Origin of the sequence: Metabacillus sp. 22489 (assembly GCF_052044855.1) — a bacterium.
Lineage (GTDB): Bacteria > Bacillota > Bacilli > Bacillales > Bacillaceae > Metabacillus > Metabacillus niabensis.
Genome location: NZ_JBQENT010000014.1, coordinates 50784 through 75916, shown reverse-complemented (window position 1 = coordinate 75916; position 25133 = coordinate 50784). Strand labels below are relative to the sequence as shown.

Sequence of the window (25133 nt, the reverse complement as noted above, 5' to 3'; positions counted from 1 at the left end):
GCAATCATTAACTTCGAAAAAGGGGGAATTAAGGTGGTAAATAGGAAGTCTCTAGTTTTGTTTTTGAGTCTCATGTTACTGTTGTTCGTCGTTACTGCTTGTTCAAACAAAGAAAGTTCAGGACAAGAAGAAGGTAAAGTTTTTACTTACACATTCTTTAATGCATCTTCTACAGGTAAAGATGTCAATACAGGTGATACAAAAATCGGAAAAATGTTCGAGGAAGCAACAGGGGTTAACTTTAACATCGAACATATCGTGGGAGATAGTAACCAAAAAATAGGTACAATGATTGCTAGTGGAGAATATCCAGAATTACTAAACGCGCAAAACGCAACAAATGATGTAATTGATGCTGGTGGATTTGTTCCACTTAATGATCTGATTGAGGAACATGCTCCAAACCTTAGAAAATTATATGATCCGATTTGGGAAAAAATGAAACATGAGGATGGAAATATTTATATTCTTCCTTCTGGTGTATCAAATGGATATATTAAGCCTCCAAATGTTGGACAAAGTGCATTTTGGATTAAACGGGACGCATTAAAAGAGCAAGGTTATCCACACCCTAAAACAATTGATGAGTTTTTTGAAATCGTTGAAAAATATGCAAAAGCACATCCAAAAACAAATGGTGCAGATACGATTCCATATACATTATTACAGTATGATTGGCATGTTGGTCAGCTATTTGACCCACCAGCCTTTTTATCAGGTGAACAGGAAGGAATTATTGTTGACGATAAAACATTAGAGGTATCTGTTTATCATAATAAAGACATGACAAAGAGATGGCTGAAAATATTAAATGAAATAAATGATAAAGGACTTTTTGATAGAGAGGCGTTTACCCAAAACTATGATGAGTATTTAGCGAAAATATCTTCAGGGCGTGTTGTTGGATGGTTTGGGCCACGTTGGGAATCTGGTACAGCTCTAGATACACTTGAGCAAGATGATGATCCTTATAATGATTATATGGGCTTCCCTATTGTTTTCGAGGATGGAATTAAAGATCAATACTTAAATCCAGAATCCTTCGTAACCTCTCCAGGAATGGGACTAACGACAGGTACTCCTGAAGAAGATCAGGTAAGAATTATAAAATTTTTAGATCACATGGCAAAAATCGATTCGCAAAAGCTCATTACATGGGGAATTGAAGGCGAAACCTATGAAGTAAATGAGGAAGGTCGTTTTATTCGGACACAAGAACAAATTGATTTAGTTAGCAAAGAAGAGTTTAGAGACGAATTTGGATTTACTGCACTTGGATGGTATTGGCCAATCATGAGCGGTACTTTTGATGACGGTAACTCTGTTGATCCAGCTGTTCAGCCTGAAGTTGCTCAGCTTGCCTATGATGAAGTTGATAAAGAGTTTCTTAAAGCGTACAACATAGAAACGTTCACTGATTTATTTACAGAGCCAGATCCAGCACCATGGTTCCCATTCTGGGATGCAACGATTGAGACTGGTTCTGAAGCACAGCTATATGACCAACAATCTCGTGATCTTATTAAGCGTTCGTACCCTGACATCATCCTCGCAGATCCAGCTAACTTTGAAAAAGAGTGGAATAAATTTAAAAAGGAATTTGATAAATTGCCTTACGAAGCCTACGAAGATGTGATCGAGGCATCCGTTAAAAAAGAAGCAGAGCTAATGAGTAAATAAGAGGCATTATGAGAGGGCTGAATGATCGATAGGAAGAAGTTCAGCCCTTTTCATTCTAAAAGGAGTTTATCAAATAGGAAAAGGAGGTCAAAATATGCAAGCACAATCAAAGGCGAAAACAGATGCACCTTTAATTGTTCAGCTAAATCAAGAAAAGGGCATGAAAGCATTTATAAAAAAATGCCGTAGTCAAAAGTCATTATTATTAATGACATTGCCATTTGTTATTTGGGTATTTATTTTTAAATATTTCCCAATATGGGGATGGTCAATGGCCTTTCAGGATTTCAAACCAGCTCGTTCATTTACCGAACAGGAATGGGTAGGCTTTAAACATTTTATCTTTCTCTTTACAGATGATCGGTTCTTAGGAGTACTTAGAAATACCTTAGCTCAAAGCATTATTAATCTCGTTTTAGGCTTTGTTACTGCCATTGGATTAGCTCTATTAATAAATGAATTAACAAATCTAAAATTTAAACGAGTTGTCCAAACCATTAGCTATTTACCTCACTTCCTTTCTTGGGTTGTAGCAGCTGCGCTTATTTCCTCTGTATTGTCTATTGATGGAATCATTAATGAACTATTAATGGGACTGAATATTATTGACAATGAAATTCTTTGGTTAGGAAAAGCTGAGTATTTTTGGGGGATTTTAGGTGCCTCAGAGGTTTGGAAAAATGTAGGGTGGAATACAATTATTTATTTAGCAGCGATATCGATGATTGACCAAGAGCAATATGAAGCAGCAAAAATTGATGGTGCTTCTCGATTACAGAGGATTCGATATATTACCCTTCCTGGAATGAAGCAAGTAATTGTCATCCTATTAATTATGAATATTGGATACATTATTGAAGCTGGATTTGAACCACAATATTTGCTTGGTAATGGACAGAACATCGAGTATTCAGAGAATATTGATGTATTTGTTATCAACTATGGAATTTCCATGTTCAATTTTTCATTGGCAACAGCAGCAGGAGTGTTTAAAACCGTTATAAGCTTGATATTCCTCGTAGCTGCTAATTCATTTTCGAAAAAAATGGGTCAAGGTGGACTATATTAGGAGGGGGAAAAAATGTTAAGAGTCATGAAAAGAAAGAGTTTGATGAGAACGAGAGAAGATGTAATCTTTGATACGTTTAATATCATTTTTATGTTATTGCTTAGTGTGATTATGCTATACCCTTTCCTAAACCAAATTGCCCTTTCATTAAATGCGGCAACAGATTCGATGAAAGGTGGAATCTATTTATGGCCAAGAGAATTTACTTGGCGAAACTATGAATATGTATTTAGCCAAGCATCGATCATTCAGGCCATAATTGTTTCGATTGCTAGAACTGTTGTTGGTACAGGGATTGGATTATTATGTACAGCAATGGTGGCATATGCGATAGCTCAAGAGAAGTTTGTTTTAAAAAAATCAGTGACAATCATATTTATTATGACGATGTATTTTAATGGAGGGTTAATTCCAGGTTATCTATTAATAAAAGATTTACATTTAATCGGAACGTTTTGGGTCTATATTTTACCTGGTTTAATAAGTGCCTTCAATCTCATTATTATGCGGTCATTTATCGAAGGTCTGCCAAAAAGTCTATTTGAGCAAGCACGAATTGACGGTGCAGGAGACTTTAGAATGTTCTTCCAAATTGTGTTACCTCTATCCTTACCGGTTTTAGCAACTGTAGCATTATTTGTTGCTGTTGGTCAGTGGAACCAATGGTTTGATGTATTTTTGTATAATTCAAGCAATCCGAATTTAACAACCTTACAATATGAGTTAATGAAAATTCTTCAAAATACGGCAACTTCAAATGGAGATTGGAATACTGCTCAGGCTAGTGGTGAACGTGCCGTCCAAGCTGTTACACCTAAGTCCATTCAGGCTACTATGACGATTGTAGCGAGTCTCCCAATTATTTGCGTGTACCCGTTTCTACAAAAATATTTTGTGAAAGGAATGACGCTAGGGGCAGTTAAGTAAAGGATAGTATTCAACTATAATTGAAGGAGAGAAAAAGATGACGACACATTCTGCTCAAAAAGTAGTCCCATCATTATCCGAAGTATACAAAGATGATTTTAAAGTTGGTGCAGCCGTAAATCCAATAACTTTACATTCTCAAAAAGAGTTAATTATTAAACATTTTAATAGTTTAACAGCAGAAAATGAAATGAAGTTTGAAAGCTTGCAACCTGAAGAGGGGACTTTTACGTTTGATAAAGCAGATCAGCTTCTATCATTTGCTAACGAAAATCATAAAAGTGTTAGGGGGCATACTCTTGTTTGGCATAATCAAACACCTGATTGGGTCTTCAAAACTAAAAAAGGAACAATCGCTGATAGATACACCCTTTTAGAACGTATGAATACCCATATTTCTACCGTAATGGAAAGATACAAAGGGCAAATTTATAGCTGGGATGTTGTGAATGAAGCTGTTGCTGATACTGGAGTTAGCCTTTTAAGAGATTCTAAATGGAAGGACATTGTTGGCGAAGATTTCATCGATAAAGCTTTTGAATATGCTCATTTGGCAGACCCTAATGCAGCGCTGTTTTATAACGATTATAATGAATCACATCCAGAAAAAAGAGAAAAAATTTATTCATTGACAAAAAGTTTAGTAGAGAAAGGTGTACCGATTCACGGAATTGGTTTACAGGCACATTGGAATATATATAGTCCTAGTTTGGATCATATTAGAGTAGCCATAGAGCGCTATGCTTCTTTAGGCTTACAAATTCATATTACTGAAATGGATGTTTCTGTATATGATGTGGACGATAAACGAACAGATGTGAAAGTTCCTACACAAGAAATGATAATCAAGCAAACCGAGCGCTACAACAGCTTTTTTGAATTATTTAGAGAGTATTCAGACGTCATTACGTCCGTTACTTTCTGGGGAGCAGCGGATGATTACACATGGCTCGATGATTTTCCTGTTCGTGGAAGAAAAAACTGGCCTTTATTATTCGATGAACATCATCAGCCTAAGCAATCCTTTTGGCAAGTGATTAATAGATAAGAGGCAAGAAAAATTTTGAACGATTTTATTTAGTACAAATGAATGAAGGAGATGTGGAGGATGAAATATCTTAATCCGATTTTACCTGGTTTTTATCCAGATCCAAGTATCGTCAAAGTAGGAGAAGATGATTTTTACTTAGTAACTAGCTCTTTTGAATATTTTCCTGCAATCCCAATTTTCCACAGTAAAGATTTACTTAATTCGAAGCAAATCGGTAGTGTACTAACAAGAGATAGTCAAGTTAACCTAAGAAATAGCAGAAGCTCTGGCGGTTTATATGCACCGACTTTGCGATATGATAATGGTACATTTTATTTAATTTCGACTGACGTATCAGGTACGGGGAATTTTTATGTAACAGCAACAGACCCTCAAGGTCCTTGGTCAGATCCGATTAAAATTCCATACGGGAATATTGATCCATCTATCATGTTCGATGATGATGGAAAGGTTTATGTAACGGTTCAAAATGGTGCTGGATATGAATCACATATTATTCAATATGAAATCAATATTCAGACAGGTGAGGCTTTAACTTCTCCGGTTGTCATATCGAATGGAGATGGTGGTCAATGGACTGAAGCCCCACACTTATATAAAATACGGGGAATCTATTATCTACTCTGTGCATGTGGTGGAACAGGAGAAGATCACAGAGCGATCATCTCGAAAAGTAGCCAGCCTTATGGACCTTTTGAAATGTTAAATACGCCAATCTTGACACATAATCAAATGAACGATCATCCAATACAAAACATTGGGCATGCTGATTTTGTTGAAGATTCTAATGGGAATTGGTGGGCTGTTTTTCTTGGGACACGCCCTGTTAACCAAAAATATACGATTTTAGGAAGAGAGACGTTTTTAGCCCCTATAAATTGGACAGAAGATGGATGGCCAATGATTGATAACAATGAGGGGATTGTTAATGGTGTTATGGAAACAACGAATCTGACTGGAAATTATAAATTAGAGGAATGCTTTCTAGATAAAGATGATTTTGAACAGGATAGGCTTGATTTAACTTGGTTTCATCTTAGAGCTAAATGTGAGAAAAACTACTCCTTAACTGATCGCAAAGGGTGGTTAAGTTTGCATGGTGGACCAGATAATTTAAGTGATGAAAAAGGCACGCCGACATTTATTTGTAAACCACAGAAACACATTAAGATGGAATTGAGTGCATTGCTTGAGTTTGAACCTGAAAATGATGGTGAAGAAGCTGGTTTATCAGTTAGGTTAAATGAAAACGCACATTATGAAATCGCGGTTAAACAAATAAATGGAGAGAGAGTAGTTGTTGCATTAAAAACAATTCAGGGACATACAGAAGAAATGACACGTAGTTTACTTCAAAATAAAAGAATTAAATTAAGCATAATGTCTGATGATGAGGATTACCATTTTAGATTTGCAGAAGAAGGAGAAGAATGGAAGTGTCTAGGGAAAAGCCAGTTGGCATCCTTATCTAAAGAGGAAAATGGCGGATATGGAAGTGTATTTACCGGAGTATGTCTTGGTCTATATGCAACAGGAAATGGAAAAGCGAGTAGTACACCTGCATTTTTTGATTGGGTTCAATATAAAGGGGACAATGAAATTAGTCATCTATTAGCTAGTGAACTTGTAAAAAAGGGATAAATTTGCAAATACTTTGTTTATGTGATAAATAAAGTTTAGATGGGAGGAATTAAAATGTTGAACACGTCATTATTATATAACAGAACTTATCGAAACGTTTTGCGAGAATATGGATTTTCTGATGAAGCTATTAATGAAAGAGTACAAGATACATGGAATAAACTTTTTTCAGAGCAGCATCCTGATACGCAAATCTATTATCAAGTTGGAAAAGATGAAGGATACATACTAGATACTGGAAATTTAGATGTCTGAACAGAAGGTATGTCTTATGGAATGATGATGGCTGTTCAAATGGATCAAAAAAACACATTTGACCGTCTATGGAAATGGACATATAAAAACATGTATATGTCAGAAGGAGAGAATGCTGGTTATTTCGCTTGGTCTTGTAACCCAGATGGTTCAAAGCGTTCGTATGGACCAGCACCAGATGGAGAAGAATATTTCGCGTTGTCATTATTTTTTGCTTCCCATCGCTGGGGTGATGGTGAAGGAATATTTAATTACGGACAACAAGCAAGGGACTTACTGAGAACCTGTATTCACAAGGGAGAAGCAGGAGAAGGGTTTCCGATGTGGAATCCCGAGAATAAATTGATAAAGTTTATTCCAAATGTAGAATTTACTGATCCTTCCTATCATTTACCACATTTTTATGAGCTGTTTTCATTATGGGCATATCAAGAAGATCGACAATTTTGGAAAGAAGCAGCAGACGCAAGTAGAAAATACTTAAAAATTGCCTGTCATCCTGTTACAGGATTAGCACCAGAGTATGCATATTATGATGGAACTCCAAATAATGAAAATGGATATGGACATTTTTTCAGTGATTCTTACCGAGTAGCTTGCAACATTGGCTTAGATTATGAATGGTTTAAAGATGAACAATGTCCGATAGAAATAAATGAAAGAATTCAACAGTTTTTTGTAGATAAAGATCCTGACGATTATCGTCGCTATAAAATTTCCGGAGAACCGTTTGAAGAGAAATCACTTCATCCTGTCGGTCTTATCGCTTCAAATGCTATGGCATCACTTGCTACAACAGGTCATCATGCAAAGAAATGTGTAGAGCTATTTTGGAATACTCCTGTACGGACCGGTAATCGTAGATACTATGACAATTGTTTGTACTTTTTTAGTTTGTTGGCATTGAGCGGTAATTTTAAAATATGGATGCCAGAGGAATGATTATTCAAGAAGCAAGAACCTGTTACAAAGTCGTTTCTCTAACAATCTAGAACGGGGATTTACACTAGCAATTTCAAAGGGCCTTATTCAGTTAATAGTGTTCCACTTTTAGGTTACCTTGGTACAGAAAGTCATTTTAATAGTAAGAATAAGACTAGCAAAGAAATACCAATTTATTGATGCTAACTACTTCTCCAAAATAATATTTTTCGCTAAAAAGTGACCCTTCGTGGTCGCTTTTTTAGTTATAAATTTGAAATGGTTTGAATAAACATTATCCTGTTTAATTTGTATTGACTTATTGAATTATCGGGTGTTATCTTAATGTTATCGGTAACACGATGTTTGAGATAGGGTAAATTATTTCTAAAATTACTAAAAAGGTGGAAAAACATGAAATCTATTGTTTGTGAACAGCCTAATGTTTTGAAAGTAACCGAAAGAGAATTACCTGTTCAAAAACCAGGACAAGCAATTGTTGCAATTAAACGAATTGGTATTTGTGGTACAGATTTACACGCATTTAAGGGAAATCAGCCTTTTTTTCAATACCCAAGGATTCTTGGTCATGAATTAGCAGGAATTATTGATTCAATTGATGAAAATTCATTTGGATTAAAAGAGGGAGACCAAGTATCAATTATTCCTTATCTAGGGTGCGGGCAATGTATTGCTTGCCGGAAAGGAAAGACAAATTGTTGCATACATATGAACGTTTTGGGCGTTCATATAGATGGGGGGATGTGTGAAAAAATATCTGTACCGTACAGTCATTTAATTAAAACGGAAGGGTTATCATTGGATCAGACTGCTGTTATTGAACCTCTAAGTATTGGTGCACATGCTGTAAGACGTGCAGAAATTCAAAATGGTGAATTTGTGCTTGTCGTTGGGGCAGGTCCTATTGGTTTAGGGGTTATGTCATTAGCTAAACAGGCAGGTGCAAGAGTAATTGCTATGGATATTAATCAAGAACGATTAGAATTTTGCCAAAAGTGGGCAAATGTCGATTACATCATCAATGCGTTACAATCTCCAATGGATGCATTAAAGGATATTACAAGTGGAGATATGCCGACGATTGTCTTTGAGGCAACTGGGAATAGTAAATCGATGACAGATTCATTCCGTTATCCAGCAAATGGAGGTAAATTGGTTTTTGTAGGCCTGGTAAAATCAGATATCTCTTTTTCGGATCCGGATTTTCATGCAAAGGAACTGACATTAATGGCAAGTCGCAATGCTATAAAGGAGGACTTTCATTATGTGATAAATGCTATTCAGAACGGGCAAATCGATGTAGGTGACTACATTACTCATCGGTCAGGGTTTGATCAAATAATAGATTCCTTTAAAGAATGGTTAAAGCCTGAAGAGGGTGTTATAAAAGCTATCGTGGAACTGTAAAAATACATCAATTGCTCAAATCAGTTTATTGAAAGATTACCTTAAAGAAAGGATAACAAATTATGCGAATTGATTCTCACCAGCATTATTGGAAAATAAGCAGAAATGATTATGGCTGGATAACGCCAGATATTCCGAAACTATATTGCGATTATCTCGAAAAGGATTTAAAACCATATCTTGAAAAACATAAAATTGATAAAACTATTGTCGTGCAAGCTGCACCAACATTAGAAGAAACAGAATTTATCCTCGCGCTTAGTAACGAGTCGGAAACGATAGCTGGTGTCGTTGGTTGGGTCGATATAGAAAATCCATTTTATAAAGAACAACTTAATAGATTAAGAGAAAACACTAAGTTTGTTGGCATACGGATTATGATTCAAGATATGGAGGATGCAACTAAGATTTTAGAACCAATCTATTTAGATGCCTTTTCTTATTTTTCAAAAATAGATTTACCTATAGATCTTTTAGTAAAGTCGGATCAATTGCCAGCTGTATTGAATTTATTAAAGCAAGTCCCCATACATGGAGTTATCGATCATATTGCGAAACCGGATATCAAAGCTGGAACTATGGAACCTTGGAAAAGCCAAATTGAACAAATTGCCAAATATCCTAACATGTATTGTAAACTGTCTGGTATGGTTACGGAAGCAGACCACTCAAACTGGGAAAAAGGAGATTTCATAAGCTATGTACATCACATCGTTAATACCTTTGGAATTAATCGCATCATGTATGGAAGCGATTGGCCTGTTTGTTTACTAGCAGCAAGTTATGATGAAGTGTATGAACTATTGCTGCAAACACTTCCTAAATTAACAGAACGTGAAGAAGCGAGGATTTTTGGGGAGAACGCGATCGATTTTTATCGATTAACCCTAGAATGAAAGATATGGTGGTTTTGCAACGCATACTCATAAAACGGAGGAATATTCAGTGAGATACAGAAAATTAGGGAATACCGGTTTAGATGTGTCGGTTTTAAGTTATGGAGCATCTTCTTTAGGATCTGTTTTTAGAGAGATAAATGAAACAGAAGGAATTAGAACTGTTCATACAGCTATTGATAATGGTATTAATTTAATAGATGTTTCACCTTATTATGGCTTAACTAAAGCCGAGACAGTATTAGGTAAAGCGTTAAATGAAATTTCAAGAGATAAATTTATCTTATCGACGAAAGCTGGACGCTACGGGGAAAAACATTTTGATTTTTCTAAGAAGCGTATTATGGGAAGCTTGGAAGAGAGCCTAACAAGATTACAAACTGATTATGTAGATATTCTTCTCCTGCATGATATTGAGTTTGGCTCATTTGATCAAATTATCGAGGAAGCAATTCCAGCATTACAGCAATTGAAACAGGAAGGGAAAATTCGCTTCTTTGGTGTATCAGGACTACCTTTATCAATTTTTGAAAGAGTGCTTCATCAATCAGAAGTAGATGTTATATTATCATATTGCCATTATTGTTTAAATGATACTTCCTTACTATCTCTTATTCCATTGTTGGAAGAGAAAAAAACAGGTTTGATGAATGCTTCTCCTTTATCAATGGGACTTTTGAGTTCGATGCCAGTAGCGGATTGGCATCCCGCTGATAAAGAAATTCGGTTGATTTGTAAACAAGCTGCGGATTTTTGTTTAGAAAATGGAGTAGATATTTCGAAGCTTGCGATTCAATTTGCCGTCCAAAATAAACAAATCCCTACAACACTAGTAAGTACTGCGAGTGAGGAAAATATGATGAAAAATATTGTTTGGACTGAAGAACCAATGGATGTTGAATTAGTAGAAAAAGTGTTAGATATTCTAAAACCTATTCATAATAAAACCTGGCCAAGTGGAAACAACGAGTATGTAAAGTAAGGATTTACATGTATTTTTGTTAGACTAGATGACGATTAACCTAATGAGAAGGTAAAAAAACACTTTCTATTAAAGCACTTATAAACCAGTAGTTTAACAAAAAGTGTTCTTAATGCTTGTGGGAGTGACTAAGTATTACTCGATTTTATGAATGGAAGATGCTCGGATATGAATGTCTGCAGGGAGGACAATTTTCCTTGCCTTCTCTGGAGCAGTTCCTTCAATTCGTTCTATTAGCAGTTGGATACCAAGATATCCAAAATTATATGCCGGTTGTTCTGCAACTGTTAGGATTGATTCACTTTCTGTATAATTTGGTATTCCATCGTAGGATACGATAGCTATTCCTTCTGGGACTTTTATTTTCAGTTTCTTTAGTGTTTTCATCGTACTCATTCCGATAAAGTTATTAGTTGCAAAAATCGCGGTTGGACGTTCAGATTCTGGTAATTCTAGTAGGTGATGTAGTGCACTAGAAACATCACTATCTCGAAATTCGCTTTCCATCACTAAGTTACGGTTTAGTGGAATTCCGTGTATTTTTAATGTATCAGTATATGCTTGATATCTTTCGCGAGCAGTTGACACCTCTAAAGGGCCATTAATGATCGCAATGTTTTTATGCCCTTGGGAAATGAGATGCTCCATTAACTTTCGCGTGGTTGTTTCATTATCACTAAGCACTTGATCACACTCTAAGTCTTGAATGTTGCGATCAATTAATACAAACGGGATACCATGCTTACTTAATTTCCTAATGTTTCTTTTTGAGGAGTCATTAGCAGGTGCAATCAGAACTCCATCTGTTCGAGTAGAAATAAGCATTTCCATATATTTTGATTCTTTTTCAACATTTTCATCACTATTACATAAAAGCAGCTGGTAGCCCATTTGCATAGCTTTATCTTCCGCACCACGGGCAACATTTGTGAAAAAAGGGTTTGTTATGTCTGTAACCATTAACGACAAGATGTTTGTTTTATTCGTAATTAGGTTTCTTGCTGAATTATTAGGAATATAATTTAATTCTTTAATAACAGCTTCCACCTTTTTTTTCGTTTCATCACTGATTTTTCCTGATTTATTAATAACCCTTGATACGGTCATAGCTGATACGTTCGCTTTTTTGGCGATGTCATAAATCGTTACCATAGGAATCCTCCCGATCATTACTTTGACTATCTACATATTTTAGATTATTTAACCTAAATAGGCAAGATAGTTGTGTTATCGATAACATAAATATAAAATGCAATGATTACAAACTTCTAAAAGCAATCCATTCAGCAATAGTTTTTAAAGATTACTTTCTATAAAGTATATTTCTATATTTTTTTGAGTATTTGCCCAATTTTAATTGACTTGAATGAATAATTCGAGTTAATATCGTGTTATCGATAACATAATGATAACTTTTTGTTATATACTTATGGAGGTGAAGCAATTATGAAGGTACTATACAATTAATCAACAATTAGGAGAGCAGAAACATCCTTTGTCTGACAAAAACTTAGCCTAATTAATTTATTGAGGATTGATATCAAGGAAGATAACTAAAAAGTAATTTGGTTTTTTCAGCAAGAGGTTATGTTTGCTGACGTATTTTAAAAGAATACTAGTTTTTTTAAGTTAATATTGTAAGCGTTAACAGTGATGGTGAAATAAGTGAGGTACAGTATGAAATAATGGTTGATGTCCATATCTAATGTTATCTCTAGCTATTCTGTATGGGAGTAGTACTTTAAACAGGTCTTCTCTTATTCAATAGATGATGAAGTTGCACTCCATAACACATAATGGGTTTTAACTGCAAAGAACTATACGCTAGAAATTATGAAAATGATTGATGAAAAATATCCAATAGTAAAGATTGTAGCAGGCTAAAGGGAGAGATTTATTTATGAAACTACAATATAATCGACCAGCTAAGTCATGGAATGAAGCACTTCCGCTCGGTAATGGGCGTCTCGGTGCCATGGTTTTTGGAGGAATTGAGAAAGAGCATTTGCAATTAAATGAGGATACATTATGGTCAGGATCACCAAAAGATTTTAATAATTCAAAGGCAAAGGAAGTGCTTCCTAAGGTTCGAGAGCTGATTTTTGCTGGGAAATATATAGAAGCAGATCAATTTTGTAGAGAGATGATGGGGCCATTCACACAATCCTATCTTCCATTAGGGGATTTGTACCTTCAATTTTATCATGGAGAACCTGTTCGATCCTATCAGAGAAGTCTCGATTTAAAAACAGGCACGAGTCATGTGGAATATAAGATTGGTGATGTCCACTATACACGTGAAATGTTTGCCTCCTTTCCGGATCAAGTTATTGCTATTCAACTTAAATCGAGTAAACAAGGCTTTTTAAGTTTTTCAGCAAATCTTGGGAGTTCGTTAAGATTTAATACTGCTCAAGACAAAAATCAGCTTGTGCTTAGCGGAACTTGTCCAGAGCATGTTGATCCTAATTATTATAGCACGGATCATCCTATCATATATGGGGACATAGATACTTCGAATGCTATGAAATTTGAAGGACGCTTAGGTGTAAATTTGGAAGATGGTTCTATTCATATTGATGATGACGGTCTTCATGTGACTGCAGCTACAGCAGTCACACTGTACTTCAGTGCTGCGACTAGCTTTAACGGCCATGAAAAATCTCCAGGGAAAGAGGGGAAGAACCCTTCCTTGGCCGTAAAGAAATTTCTAGAGAAAGCAATGACGAAATCTTTTGAAGAGTTAAGACATTCTCATACTGAAGACTATAAGTCATTATTCGATCGGGTTGAGCTCGATTTAGGACCCGCAATTGCTCCGGAAAATCTCTCCACAGATCAATGGGTATTGCATTATGGTGCAAATGATCCAAAGTTGGTGGAATTGTTGTTTCAGTATGGACGCTATTTAATGATTGCAAGCTCAAGACCAGGGACACAGCCTGCTAACCTCCAAGGAATTTGGAATCGAGAGGTAAGACCTCCATGGAGTAGCAACTATACTTTAAACATTAATGCTCAAATGAATTATTGGCCAGTTGAAATCTGTAATTTATCCGAATGTCATGAACCTCTATTGAACTATATTAAAGAATTGGCAGAAAACGGAAGGGGGACAGCATCCGTTAATTATGGGTGCAGGGGGTGGACAGCACACCATAATGCAGATATATGGCGTCAATCTGCTCCAGCCGGTGACTACGGATATGGTGACCCTGTTTGGGCTATTTGGCCATTAGGAGGAGCTTGGTTATCACAGCACCTTTGGGAACATTTTACGTTTTCAAAAAATCATTCTTATCTTCGGGAAACTGCCTATCCGATTATGAAAGAAGCAGCTCTTTTCTGTTTGGATTGGTTAATCGAAGATGAGAACGGAATTTTGGTTACTGCTCCATCTACCTCGCCTGAGCATAAATTTATGACGACAGAGGGAAAACTTGCTGCAGTAAGTATGGCAACAACAATGGATATGTCCTTAATTTGGGATTTGTTTACTAATTGCATTGAGGCAGCAGAAGTATTGAAAATAGATGAGGATTTTCGTAATGAATTAATTTCTGCTCGTGATAAATTACAGCCAATGCAAATCGGTAGCTATGGACAGCTTCAAGAATGGGTAAATGATTGGGAAGATGAAGATAACCATCATCGCCATGTTTCACATCTTTTTGGAATTTATCCTGGTCGCCAGCTGAATGATTCTGAAAGTAGTGAACTGTTCAATGCTGCTCGAAAATCTCTTGAACGAAGGGGGGATAATGGTACAGGGTGGAGTCTAGCCTGGAAAATTTGCTTGTGGGCACGATTTAAGGATGGTGATAGGGCTTTTCAATTAATTTCTAATCTTCTTCAGCTCGTGAAAGAGGATGAATTCAACTATCAAAAGGGTGGTGTTTATTCAAATCTCTTTGATGCACACCCTCCATTTCAGATTGATGGAAACTTTGGATTTACAGCTGGTCTAGCTGAAATGCTGATACAATCACATACCGGTGAAATTCATTTATTACCTGCTCTTCCTTCTGGATGGGCAAATGGATATGTGAAGGGATTACGAGCACGTGGAGGATTTGAAGTGAATGTTAAGTGGGAAAATAATGAATTTGAAAGTGGTGAAATTTACTCCCATTTAGGAGGACCGTGTCACTTAGTGGTTGGACCATCCATTGAAGTGACAGTAGATGGACAGATTATACCTATTAAAGTAAGTACTAATAACAGGATTTCATTCGATACACAAGAAGGGAAAAAGTATTTTATTAAAAGAACATAAAATGACAAGTATCTTAGAATTTGGAAAAGAGTTAGGTTTTCACGAAAAAATTCCTAATTATCCATCACCTTGTTACCTGAAAGGGAAAAAGAATTCTTTAAAATTCACTGCTTTAATTAGACAAAAAGGGACCACGATATGGTCCCTTATTTTACAGTGAAAAGGATATATTTGGACCAAAATAAGCATTCTTACATTCTAAGTCACATGAAAAAGACTATCATAGCAGAACGGTAATGGCCCTGACTTTTTTAGGATTACTAACTTAATATAGCAATATTTTCGAGAGCGCTATCTTTATGATAGGAGGAGACGTTCTTGCATTTAATGAGTAAAACAACTAAAACCTTTAGAAAATTCTTACTATCATATTTGGTTATTCTTTTATTGCCACTTATTACTGGAATAGTGTCTTACCAAGTATCGATGGATGTTGCAAAGAAAAGTTCAATCGAGTCGAGCATGTTGATTTTAAAGAAGAGTAAAGATATTTTAGAAAGCAGATTGTTGGAGGTTGAAAGATTTACAAAACAACTAACACTCGTTGACGATTTTAATCAACATCTAATAGCAGGAACAGAACCTAATTCTATAAATCTCTATAGCCTGAGTGAGACATCACGCTATATTTCAACCTATGCACATACAAATGATTTTATAGAGGACTTTTATATCTATTTAAAAAATGATCAAGTTATTTTAAAGGATGGTTACGTTTTTTTTAGATTAGATCATTTCTATGATCTTTATCATTATCATGATCTTTCCTTTGACCAATGGAAGAAAAGCTTGGAGAGAAATCATCAAGGAGAAGTTATTCCTGTTCGCCAATATACTAGTGATAGTAAAGAACTTTCTGTAGTAACCTATGTACAATCACTACCTTTAAATAGTATTAACGAACCGTTGGGAACTGTAGTGATAACAATTAATCAGAAGAAAATTGGAAATCTTTTAGAAGAGTTATCGAAGCAGTATGGAGGATGGACATTTATTGCAGATAAAGAAGGAAATCCTCTTACAATGATGGGGATTAGTGAGGATAGTACGAAAAAAGTAGTTAAAAAATTAAATGAGAATAGCCGGTCAGTAAATCAAGAAAATGAAACCATCCTATTATCTTTACACTCAGACTTCAACGGATGGCGTTATGTAGCGGGCATACCGAAGCAGGCTTTAATGGAAAAAGCAGAAACCATTAAACAAATCACGTTCGTTGTAACTTGTACCACTCTAATGATAGGAATGTTACTTTGTTTATTTCTTGCCTACCGAAATAGTACTCCAATTCATAACTTAATAAATGTGGTGAAGGAGCAAATCGGAACAGATTTATCTAAACACAAAAACGAATATGACTTTTTACATGGAAATATTGCAACACTGATAGCAAATAACGATACATTGAAAAGTGAGTTGGCAAATCAGCAGGAGTTGTTAAAGGATTCTTTTGTAAAGAGCTTATTGAATGGAGAGTTCTATTCCCAAAAAGGAATCATTAATAAGGCTAACCAATTAAATGTCTCCATTCGAGGAAAGTATGGATATGTTTGTGTTTTAAAGATAAATGGTTATGGTGATTTGGAGAATAAAGAGATTCATAATGAGTTAAGCGCAGCTCGATTCATTGTAAAACGTAAACTTGCAGAATTAGAGACGGATATGATGATGTCTGATTTAGGTTCAGATAAAATTGTTGCCATCTTTCATTTTAAAAAAGAAGAGAATTCAAGTAACGTTGATGAGATAAAACATATTTTAAATTTACTTATTATCTCATCAGCAAATCTATTTCGAATATCTATATCAGCTTTTATGGGACGCCAATTTCACAATTATCATGAAATTAGCCAATCCTATCATGAAGCAAGGTTAGCTGCAGATTATAATTTTTCTGAATCAAATAAAAGCAAGATTCATTGGTACGAAGACATTATAAAGGAAACGTCTGTTTTTTATTATCCAATGAATCTAGAACTTCGTCTAGTAAATGCACTAAAAATTGGTGAATTATGTGATGTAAAACAAATATTGAACCAAGTTTTTCATGAGAATTTTTGTGAAAGACAATTATCCCCAATATTAGCTGAGCAATTCCTTATGGAAATTAAATCTACGTTAATAAAAACCTTACACTCTACGATGTACCAAAATTCTAATGAATTACGAAGATTAATGAATCAAGTATTACAAGTTCAACTGAAGTTTGGAATTCAACAAGTATGGAAAGAGTTTGAATTTATAGCAACTGAATATTGCGCGCATGTTAATAAAAGGAAAAAAGAGGAGAATCATCAGCATATTAAATTAATTATTGAGTTTTTGGAAGCGAATTACGGTGACCCAAATCTATGTTTGTATCGAATCGCAGAAGAAATAGGACATCCAGAGAAGTTTGTTTCTCAACTTTTTAAAGAGCATGTAGGGGAATATGTTTCGGATTATATTGAAAAAATCCGAATTCATAAAGCTTCAGAACTTCTCGTTTCTACCGAAATGACAATTGAGGAGATTGCGATGGAGGTCGGATACAATTCTGCCCACTCATTTCGCAGAGTTTTTAAGCGAGTTTTAGATATGACACCTAAGGGCTATAGGCAAGCTGGAAAATTCAATAGGGAAGAAGTAAATTTACAGAAGTAAGAACATTCCATAAATACAAGTAGAAGATAAGCTATTTGTTCTTTATGGAATTTTTTTGTTCAGGCAATAAAGTTTAACCTTTACATACAGTGGGAGCACCTTGCGAAGAATTTTTCATTTTTACCTGAATTTGAAAGGAAAAGAACGAATTGTACCTTTTAATTTCAATTGTACCTTTGTCTCTATTCCCTCAATTATAACCTTGCAAGCTCAAAAAATGATAACGCAAAGAAAGGTAGTTTCTTTGATATCACATTAACTCTAGATTGTACCATTCATTTTCAATTGTACCTATCAAAAAGGCAAGAGCTCATGATACATTCTTATCAGCTTAAGCAATCAGTAAATGACAGCGTTTGCAAATTGGATAGGAGTGGTTACATTGAAGGTTGAGGTAACAAATAAGACATTGTCAAGTTCAAATGTCATTCAGGTTAAGTCGTCGGTTTTGGGAAGGGCAAAAAAGTCCTTTAAAAGACATTGGCAATTTTATCTTCTGATTATCCCACCGGTTTTATATTTTGTTGTTTTTAAGTATATACCTATGGTCAATTCTGTCATTGCCTTTAAAGATTATAGTGTCGTTAAAGGGATATGGGGAAGTGAGTGGGTTGGTTTTAAGCATTTTGAAATGTTTTTTAGTAATCCACAATTTTGGGTTCTTATAAAAAATACGTTTTTCCTTAGTTTGTATGGATTAGCTGTCGGTTTTCCGATTCCAATTATTCTAGCACTCTGCTTAAACGAAATTCGAAATGGGATTTTTAAAAAGACAGTTCAACTGATTACGTATGCTCCATATTTCATTTCAACGGTTATCATCGTTTCAATGTTAACGTTAATTTTTTCTCCTAGGCTTGGAATTGTTAATCAGCTTTTGGGATATTTAGGCGTTGAATCAATTAATTTTCTTGGAATGCCAGAAATGTTTAGAGATATCTATGTGTGGTCAGATATTTGGCAGCATGCAGGTTATTCCGCCGTTATTTATTTAGCGGCACTTTCAGGTGTAGACCCATCACATTATGAAGCGGCAAAGGTTGATGGAGCAACTAGATTTCAAAAAATCCTCTACATTGATTTGCCGAGTATCATGCCTGTAGCGACAATCATACTCATCTTAAACGTAGGTAATATGATGGCACTAGGATTTGAAAAAGTCTTTTTATTACAAAACCCTCTTAATCTCTCAACCTCTGAAGTTATTGCAACATATGTTTATAAAATAGGTTTGCTCAATGCTAACTTTAGTTTTGCAACTGCAGTCGGTTTGTTCAATTCAATAATCAATTTAGTTTTACTTGTAGCTGTCAATACGGTTGCGAAAAGAATATCTAAAAACGGTTTGTGGTAAAAAGGGGGAGCGAATCATGCTAGGTCAGAAAAATAAAATTAAAGAATCATTTACCGATCGACTGTTTCTTGCTGGTGTATATATTTTCTTAACAATTGTTTTAGTCATCGTACTTTATCCACTTATCTATATCATCAGTGCATCTATAAGTAGTCCTGGGGCTGTTTCATCTGGAAAGGTTTGGTTATGGCCTGTTGATATTTCTTTTAAAGGGTATGAAATTATCTTTAGTAATTCACAAATTGTAACGGGCTATGTAAATTCACTTCTTTATACTACTCTCGGTACGTTAATCAGTGTGACGTTAACTGTATTGATAGCTTATCCGCTTTCGAGAAAATCATTTTTTGGTAGAAATGCTTTAATGTTTTTTATCGTGTTCACCATGCTCTTTTATGGTGGCTTGATCCCAACGTATCTTGTTGTGAAATCATTAGGAATGATTGATACAAGATGGGCCCTCCTAATTCCTAATGCAATTGCAGTTTGGCAAGTGATTATTGCAAGAACATTCTTTCAAACTTCAATACCAGACGAATTAGTGGAAGCAAGCGAAATGGATGGCTGCAGTGATTTGCGTTTTCTTTGGTCAGTTGTACTTCCTTTAGCAAAACCTATTATCGCAGTTCTAGTTTTAATGTATGCAGTTGGACAATGGAATGCGTATTTTGACGCATTGATTTATTTAAAGAACCCAGATTTGCATCCTCTTCAATTGGTTCTTAGAAATATTATTATTTTGAATACAAACACTGCTGGAATGGAGGCCTCTGAAATGTTAGAAAGGCAACAGCTTGCTGACCTCATGAAATATGCCCTAATTGTTGTGGCAAGTTTACCTGTTATGCTCATTTATCCATTTGTACAACGTCATTTTGTAAAAGGCATGATGATTGGTTCAGTAAAAGGATAATAGGTGAGAGAGACATAAAGGAGGGGATGCTAAATACTAGGAGTTTTCTTGATTGTGATTCTATTCAATATTATCAAGCAAAGGGGATGATTACATTGAAAAAAACAATAATGCTGTTATTTACACTGATGCTTATTGTAAGCCTTGCTTTAGCTGGTTGTAGTTCAAATGATAAAACCGATGTGTCTCAACAAGAAAATGGAGATGGACCTATTAAAATTAAAGTGTTTGCACCCCAGAATGCTGAAACAGATCTTGAAACGAACTCCTTTACAAAATTAGCTGAAGAGAAGTTTAATCTTGATTTAGAATGGCAAACAACAACTTTTGATACGACTTCTGCAAGTGAAGTACGAAATATTGCTTTAGCTAGTGGTGACTTTCCGGATCTCTTTCTTTTAATACCTTGGGTAGATCAGTTTTCACAAACAGACTTACTACGATATGGTAAACAGGGCGTTATCCTGCCGTTAAATGATTTAATTGATAAATATGCTCCGAACATAAAGAAAGTGTTAGAAAATCATCCATATTATAAGTCTATGGCGGCTGCACCTGACGGCAATATTTATGGACTACCTCAATTAAATGAGTGCTTCCATTGTTCATACGGAAACAAATTATGGCTGAATTCAAAATGGATGGAAAAATTGAACCTACAAACACCGTCAACACCAGAAGAGTTAAAAAATGTATTAAAAGCCTTTAAAACACAAGATCCCAATGGAAACGGTAAACAGGATGAAGTTCCATTAAGTGGTTCTCCTGGTTTAATTGAATCTTCCGTTATTCCATATTTAATGAATGGCTTTATATATGATGATGCGAGATCGCGATTACTCCTTGAAAATGGAAAGGTAGATTTTGCGGCGAATAAAGAAGAGTGGAAACAAGGGCTAGCTTATATTAAATCCTTATATGATGAAGGGTTAATTGACAAGGGTGCATTCTCACAAAATACGGAGGCGTTACAAAAAACAGGAAATAATGCAGATGCTCAAATTTTAGGAGCAGCTACTTCCATGCATCCGTCAATTTTTGTAACAGAGTCGGAATATCAAAATGACTATGATGCGATTGCTCCACTTAATGGACCAAACTCTGCTTATGCAACATATAATTTTCCAAGCAGTCCAGGGGGGACATTTGTTTTAACGAGTAGTGCAAGTGAAGAGGCACAGATCGCTGCCATTAAGCTTGTTGACTATATGTTTACTCAAGAAGGACAAATTCGAAGCCATTTCGGGGAAGAAGATGTAAGCTGGCGAAAGCCTCAAGAAGGTGATGTAGCCATTGAGGAAGGAGCAGAACCAATTTTAGCACAAATTCCTTCTAAGGAAGGGGAAGAACCTAGAAATGATAATTGGGGATCAATGGCACAATATTATCAGCCGAGGGATTTCAGGGATGGATGGATACAATCGACTGACATTTATTCATCAGCAGGATATGAGCGCAGATTACAGGAAGCTACACATTTATATGAAGGAAAAGAGCCTTCTGAGGTTTTCCCTCATTGGGCAATTTGGATTGACCCTGCAGTTGCAGATGAAGCAGCAATGATTCGGACGAACATCGAGGATTATATCGAGCAGAATTCGCTCCAATTTATTACTGGTTCAAAAGATTTAGAAACAGAATGGGATGCTTATGTCGAAGGTTTTGAACAATTAAATTTAAAACGCTATCTTGAAATTATGCAAGAGTCATATGATAACTCTAATTTATAAGGCTGTGAAATGCTAGGTTATCAATTGAATGAAATACCGATGGTTTCTATCTTTCATCGGTATTTTCTTTGATCTATATTATTACAACTTAAAGGGTAAAATTTAGCATAAAGGTATATGGGAACGTAGAACTCCTATTGGAAATGGTAGACTTAATGCATTGATTTTTAATGGTGTCAAAGAGGATAGGTTGAAAATTTACGATAGGAAGAGTGCCTATTTTCCGAAGGGAAGAATATTACCTAAATAGCTCATAATTACATTTACGATCGTCCTAGTAATTTAATTTATTCTTATTGAATTCTTCACTGAGTTATCGTACTGAGGAATCTACCTGTGTACGATTTTTTGATGTTTAAAGGTGAAATGTAAGTGATGTGAGAAGCTTTAAACTTTGCAAAAAGCCCAGAGCTTTGCATATTTCCTATGCAAAGCTCTGGGCTTTATTTACATTATCGAACTGCCTTACAAGAATTTCTCTCAATAAGATCTGTATCTACAAATAGTTTAATTTTATCGTTTTCATTATTATCAATTTCTCTTATAAGTTTTTCAACAGCTAATAAAGCAATTCTATCTTTTTTTACATTAATTGTAGTTAGTTCGGGAGTAATTACTTGTGACTCAAAGATATTATCAAAGCCAATGATTGAGATATCGTTTGGAACTTGAATACCTAACTCACTTAATGATTTTATCACACTAATGGCCATATAATCAGCTTCACAAAATAGAGCTGATGGTAATTTGTTTATCTGGTTTTTAATTTTAATCTTAAATTCTTCTTGAGAAGTGATGACAGTTGGTGATATTGAAAAATAATTGTGTTCAGCAATCTTTAAATCATTTTCTTCCAATGCTTGTAAAAAACCTTTCCTTCTCATATCAAAATTATACATTCTAGTTGTTGATTCAACATAGCCAATATTTTTATGTCCTAATTCAATTAAATACTTTCCTGCCTGATAGGCCCCATAAATATTATTCATAACAACAAAATTCACATCTAGCGTTTCAAAACAGGTATCTAATACAACTAAGTTTGGTTGGACACTAGAAACAATATTTATTTGTTCAGGTGTTAAGTTTGTACCTAATAATAATATTCCAGCGGATTTTTGTTCTTGTTCTAATCTCGCTATTTCTTCCTTTAAGTTTTTAATACTTATGGCAGAAACAATTAAAGAATATCCATTTGAGCCAATTTGTTTATCTATATTGTTTATTAATTCTGTGAAAAATGGCATTGTTTCGTAATGTTCTGTTACAATTCCTTCGTTTGTACATGCAACAAACCTTAATAGTTTTGAGCTTGTTTGAAAGTATTGGTCGGCCTTGATAATTGGACGAGGAATATAACCATGTTCTTGTGCTATTTTTATGATTTTATCTCGAGTTTCCTTGCTGACTCCATTTTTACCATTAAGTGCTAGAGATACTGCAGATTTGGAGACATTCGCTAACTTAGCGATATCATCTATTTTCATTTATGAATTACACCTACTTATTTAAGAATAATTTATTTAGTAATTATTTTATAATTTATTATACCATAAATAAAAAGTTTAGTTCTTGTTTAGTTCCAGATAAGTAGTTAGACTTTTGGTGATAAATATTAAATGAAATATAGAAATAGTTTATTATTAATAATGAAAGCGGATTAATCTATTTTACTGAATAACTCATCAACTAAACTTTAGCTAAAAATATTTCGTAAAAATCATTGACTCATTAATAAACAGTTGTTAATATACAGACATACAGAATATATTTACTAAACAAGTTTAGTCCATGTAAGGTGTCTAAATAGAACTCGTATATCAAAATATTCTCTGTATATTTGAATTTTTAATTGGTGATGAAAAGAAGGAAAAGTTTAAGGTTGTAGTATTTAGGAGGTACGATTATGGGGAAGTTAAAGCTAGGTTATGCGCCTACAAGAAGATTTGTTTTTAGTAAGGAAGATGCATTGAAATATAAAGTTTTAATTAGAGAGAAGATGGAAAGCTTTGGATTGGATATTGATATCGTTGATTTAGAAGGAATCAATGAGGAAGGATTGTTACATGAACGGAATGAAGAAGCTGCCATTATAAAACGATTTAGAGATGAAGAGGTTGATGCTTTATTTTTTCCTCACTGTAACTTTGGAACCGAGGATATTGTAGCACGTGTAGCTAAAGCGATAGGAAAGCCTGTATTAATTTGGGGGCCTAGAGATGAAGCGCCATTAGAAGATGGGATGCGCCTACGTGATACACAATGTGGAATCTTTGCGACAGGAAAAGTGTTAAGAAGATTTAATGTGAAGTTTACATATATTACAAACTGTCGTGTAGATGATCCTATTTTTGAAAGAGGATTTAAGAACTTTATAGCAGCAGCAAATGTTGTAAAACATTTTACTAATCTACGAATCTTACAAATCTCTACTAGACCGTCAGATTTTTGGTCTGTTATTTGTAACGAAGGTGAATTATTAGAAACATTTGGAATTCAAATTCATCCGATTACACTTGATGAGTTGAAAAAAGAAACATTGAAGATTGAAAAAACAGACAGTCCTGAACTAGAAGAGGCCGTGAACTATATTAAGGAAAAGCTTGATTGGAGTACTGTTACGGAAGAGGACGTTAGACGTATAGCTTCATTAAAGGTCGCGATGAAAAAATTAGCATCAGAGACTAGAAGCACAGCCATTGCTATTCAATGTTGGTCAACCTTGCAGGATATTATTGGTATTATGCCGTGTTTGGCAAATGCAATTTTAACAGATGAACAGATTCCCGTAACTTGTGAAACAGATATTCATGGTGCAATTACATCTATTATGGTTCAGGCAGCGACTTTAAATACTGCTCCAACATTCTTTGCAGATATTACAATACGCCATCCTGAGAATCCGAATGGCGAATTATTATTCCATTGTGGTAATTTTCCAGTCTCATTAAGTGTAGAAAAAAGACCAAAGCTAAATAAACACTTTTTATTTGATGACCATTCTCCAGGAACTCATGAAGGACAAATTATGGGTGGAGACATGACGTTAGCAAGATTTGATGGAGATCATGGAGAGTATTCAATATTCCTTGGAAAAGCAAAAGGGATTGAAGGTCCATTTACTAGAGGTTCATATGTATGGGTGGAAGTAAATGATTGGCCGCTTTGGGAAGAAAAATTAGTGAAAGGCCCGTACATTCATCATACTGTCGGTATTCATGCCAATGTTATTCCTGTTCTGTTTGAAGCATGCGAATATATCCCTGGTTTAACTCCAGACCCTGTTGATCCAACGGTTGAAGAAATTAAAGCTTGGCTCCGGGGGAGTGATCTAAATAAGTAATGTGTTAGATGAAAATAAGGAGGA

The 25133-nt window shown here is 35.0% G+C and carries 16 protein-coding genes and 1 pseudogene; 15 read left to right on the top strand and 2 right to left on the bottom strand.

Going from position 1 to position 25133, the window contains the following annotated elements; all coding sequences use genetic code 11:
- The first annotated feature begins 33 nt into the window (after positions 1 to 33).
- The 9 genes and pseudogenes from ACTJJ9_RS10725 to ACTJJ9_RS10685 all read left to right on the top strand — a co-directional run bounded on the left by ACTJJ9_RS10725 (position 34) and on the right by ACTJJ9_RS10685 (position 10850).
- A complete protein-coding gene (locus ACTJJ9_RS10725; RefSeq protein ID WP_249922033.1) occupies positions 34 to 1680 on the top strand; it encodes an extracellular solute-binding protein in 1647 nt (548 codons plus the stop codon).
- Positions 1681 to 1774: 94 nt separating this feature from the next.
- Entirely contained in the window at positions 1775 to 2749 is a 975-nt protein-coding gene (locus ACTJJ9_RS10720) for an ABC transporter permease (RefSeq protein WP_095301910.1), read from the top strand.
- A 12-nt stretch (positions 2750 to 2761) separates the two neighbouring features.
- The gene (locus ACTJJ9_RS10715) at positions 2762 to 3676 is read left to right on the top strand and encodes a carbohydrate ABC transporter permease (RefSeq protein ID WP_249922032.1); all 915 of its coding nucleotides are present in this window, start codon (positions 2762 to 2764) and stop codon (positions 3674 to 3676) included.
- A 37-nt stretch (positions 3677 to 3713) separates the two neighbouring features.
- Positions 3714 to 4724: an endo-1,4-beta-xylanase gene (locus ACTJJ9_RS10710; RefSeq protein WP_145583613.1), complete on the top strand. Its 1011-nt coding sequence runs from the start codon at positions 3714 to 3716 to the stop codon at positions 4722 to 4724.
- Positions 4725 to 4784: 60 nt separating this feature from the next.
- Entirely contained in the window at positions 4785 to 6368 is a 1584-nt protein-coding gene (locus tag ACTJJ9_RS10705) for a glycoside hydrolase family 43 protein (protein ID WP_145583615.1), read from the top strand.
- 54 nt (positions 6369 to 6422) lie between these two features.
- Positions 6423 to 7565: pseudogene (locus ACTJJ9_RS10700) on the top strand (glycosyl hydrolase family 8).
- Between the two features lie 393 nt (positions 7566 to 7958).
- Positions 7959 to 8972 carry a zinc-binding alcohol dehydrogenase family protein gene (locus ACTJJ9_RS10695; RefSeq protein WP_145583617.1) on the top strand — a complete coding sequence of 338 codons (1014 nt, stop codon included), beginning with the start codon at positions 7959 to 7961 and terminating at the stop codon, positions 8970 to 8972.
- 62 nt (positions 8973 to 9034) lie between these two features.
- Complete coding sequence (locus tag ACTJJ9_RS10690) at positions 9035 to 9868, top strand: amidohydrolase family protein (RefSeq protein ID WP_145583619.1); 834 nt, start codon at positions 9035 to 9037, stop codon at positions 9866 to 9868.
- A 49-nt stretch (positions 9869 to 9917) separates the two neighbouring features.
- The gene (locus tag ACTJJ9_RS10685; RefSeq protein ID WP_145583621.1) at positions 9918 to 10850 is read left to right on the top strand and encodes an aldo/keto reductase; all 933 of its coding nucleotides are present in this window, start codon (positions 9918 to 9920) and stop codon (positions 10848 to 10850) included.
- Between the two features lie 135 nt (positions 10851 to 10985).
- Here ACTJJ9_RS10685 and ACTJJ9_RS10680 read toward each other — a convergent pair whose 3' ends face one another.
- Positions 10986 to 12002 (bottom strand): LacI family DNA-binding transcriptional regulator, encoded by a 1017-nt coding sequence (locus ACTJJ9_RS10680; protein ID WP_145583623.1) that lies wholly within the window; start codon positions 12000 to 12002, stop codon positions 10986 to 10988.
- A 748-nt stretch (positions 12003 to 12750) separates the two neighbouring features.
- Between ACTJJ9_RS10680 and ACTJJ9_RS10675 the strand changes: the two genes are divergently transcribed.
- The 5 genes from ACTJJ9_RS10675 to ACTJJ9_RS10655 all read left to right on the top strand — a co-directional run bounded on the left by ACTJJ9_RS10675 (position 12751) and on the right by ACTJJ9_RS10655 (position 21766).
- On the top strand, positions 12751 to 15126 hold the full coding sequence (locus ACTJJ9_RS10675; RefSeq protein WP_440768656.1) for a glycoside hydrolase family 95 protein: 2376 nt from the start codon (positions 12751 to 12753) through the stop codon (positions 15124 to 15126).
- A 327-nt stretch (positions 15127 to 15453) separates the two neighbouring features.
- On the top strand, positions 15454 to 17769 hold the full coding sequence (locus ACTJJ9_RS10670) for a helix-turn-helix domain-containing protein (protein WP_440768657.1): 2316 nt from the start codon (positions 15454 to 15456) through the stop codon (positions 17767 to 17769).
- Positions 17770 to 18151: 382 nt separating this feature from the next.
- Entirely contained in the window at positions 18152 to 19123 is a 972-nt protein-coding gene (locus ACTJJ9_RS10665) for an ABC transporter permease (protein WP_370877257.1), read from the top strand.
- Positions 19124 to 19139: 16 nt separating this feature from the next.
- Complete coding sequence (locus tag ACTJJ9_RS10660) at positions 19140 to 20036, top strand: carbohydrate ABC transporter permease (RefSeq protein WP_145582469.1); 897 nt, start codon at positions 19140 to 19142, stop codon at positions 20034 to 20036.
- Between the two features lie 95 nt (positions 20037 to 20131).
- Entirely contained in the window at positions 20132 to 21766 is a 1635-nt protein-coding gene (locus tag ACTJJ9_RS10655) for an extracellular solute-binding protein (protein WP_145582468.1), read from the top strand.
- A 452-nt stretch (positions 21767 to 22218) separates the two neighbouring features.
- Here the strand turns inward: ACTJJ9_RS10655 and ACTJJ9_RS10650 are convergent, their stop codons facing one another.
- Positions 22219 to 23253 carry a LacI family DNA-binding transcriptional regulator gene (locus ACTJJ9_RS10650; protein ID WP_145582467.1) on the bottom strand — a complete coding sequence of 345 codons (1035 nt, stop codon included), beginning with the start codon at positions 23251 to 23253 and terminating at the stop codon, positions 22219 to 22221.
- Positions 23254 to 23672: 419 nt separating this feature from the next.
- On the opposite strand from ACTJJ9_RS10650, the gene ACTJJ9_RS10645 reads away from it, so the two are divergent.
- A complete protein-coding gene (locus ACTJJ9_RS10645; protein ID WP_145582466.1) occupies positions 23673 to 25109 on the top strand; it encodes an L-fucose/L-arabinose isomerase family protein in 1437 nt (478 codons plus the stop codon).
- Positions 25110 to 25133 lie beyond the last annotated feature (24 nt).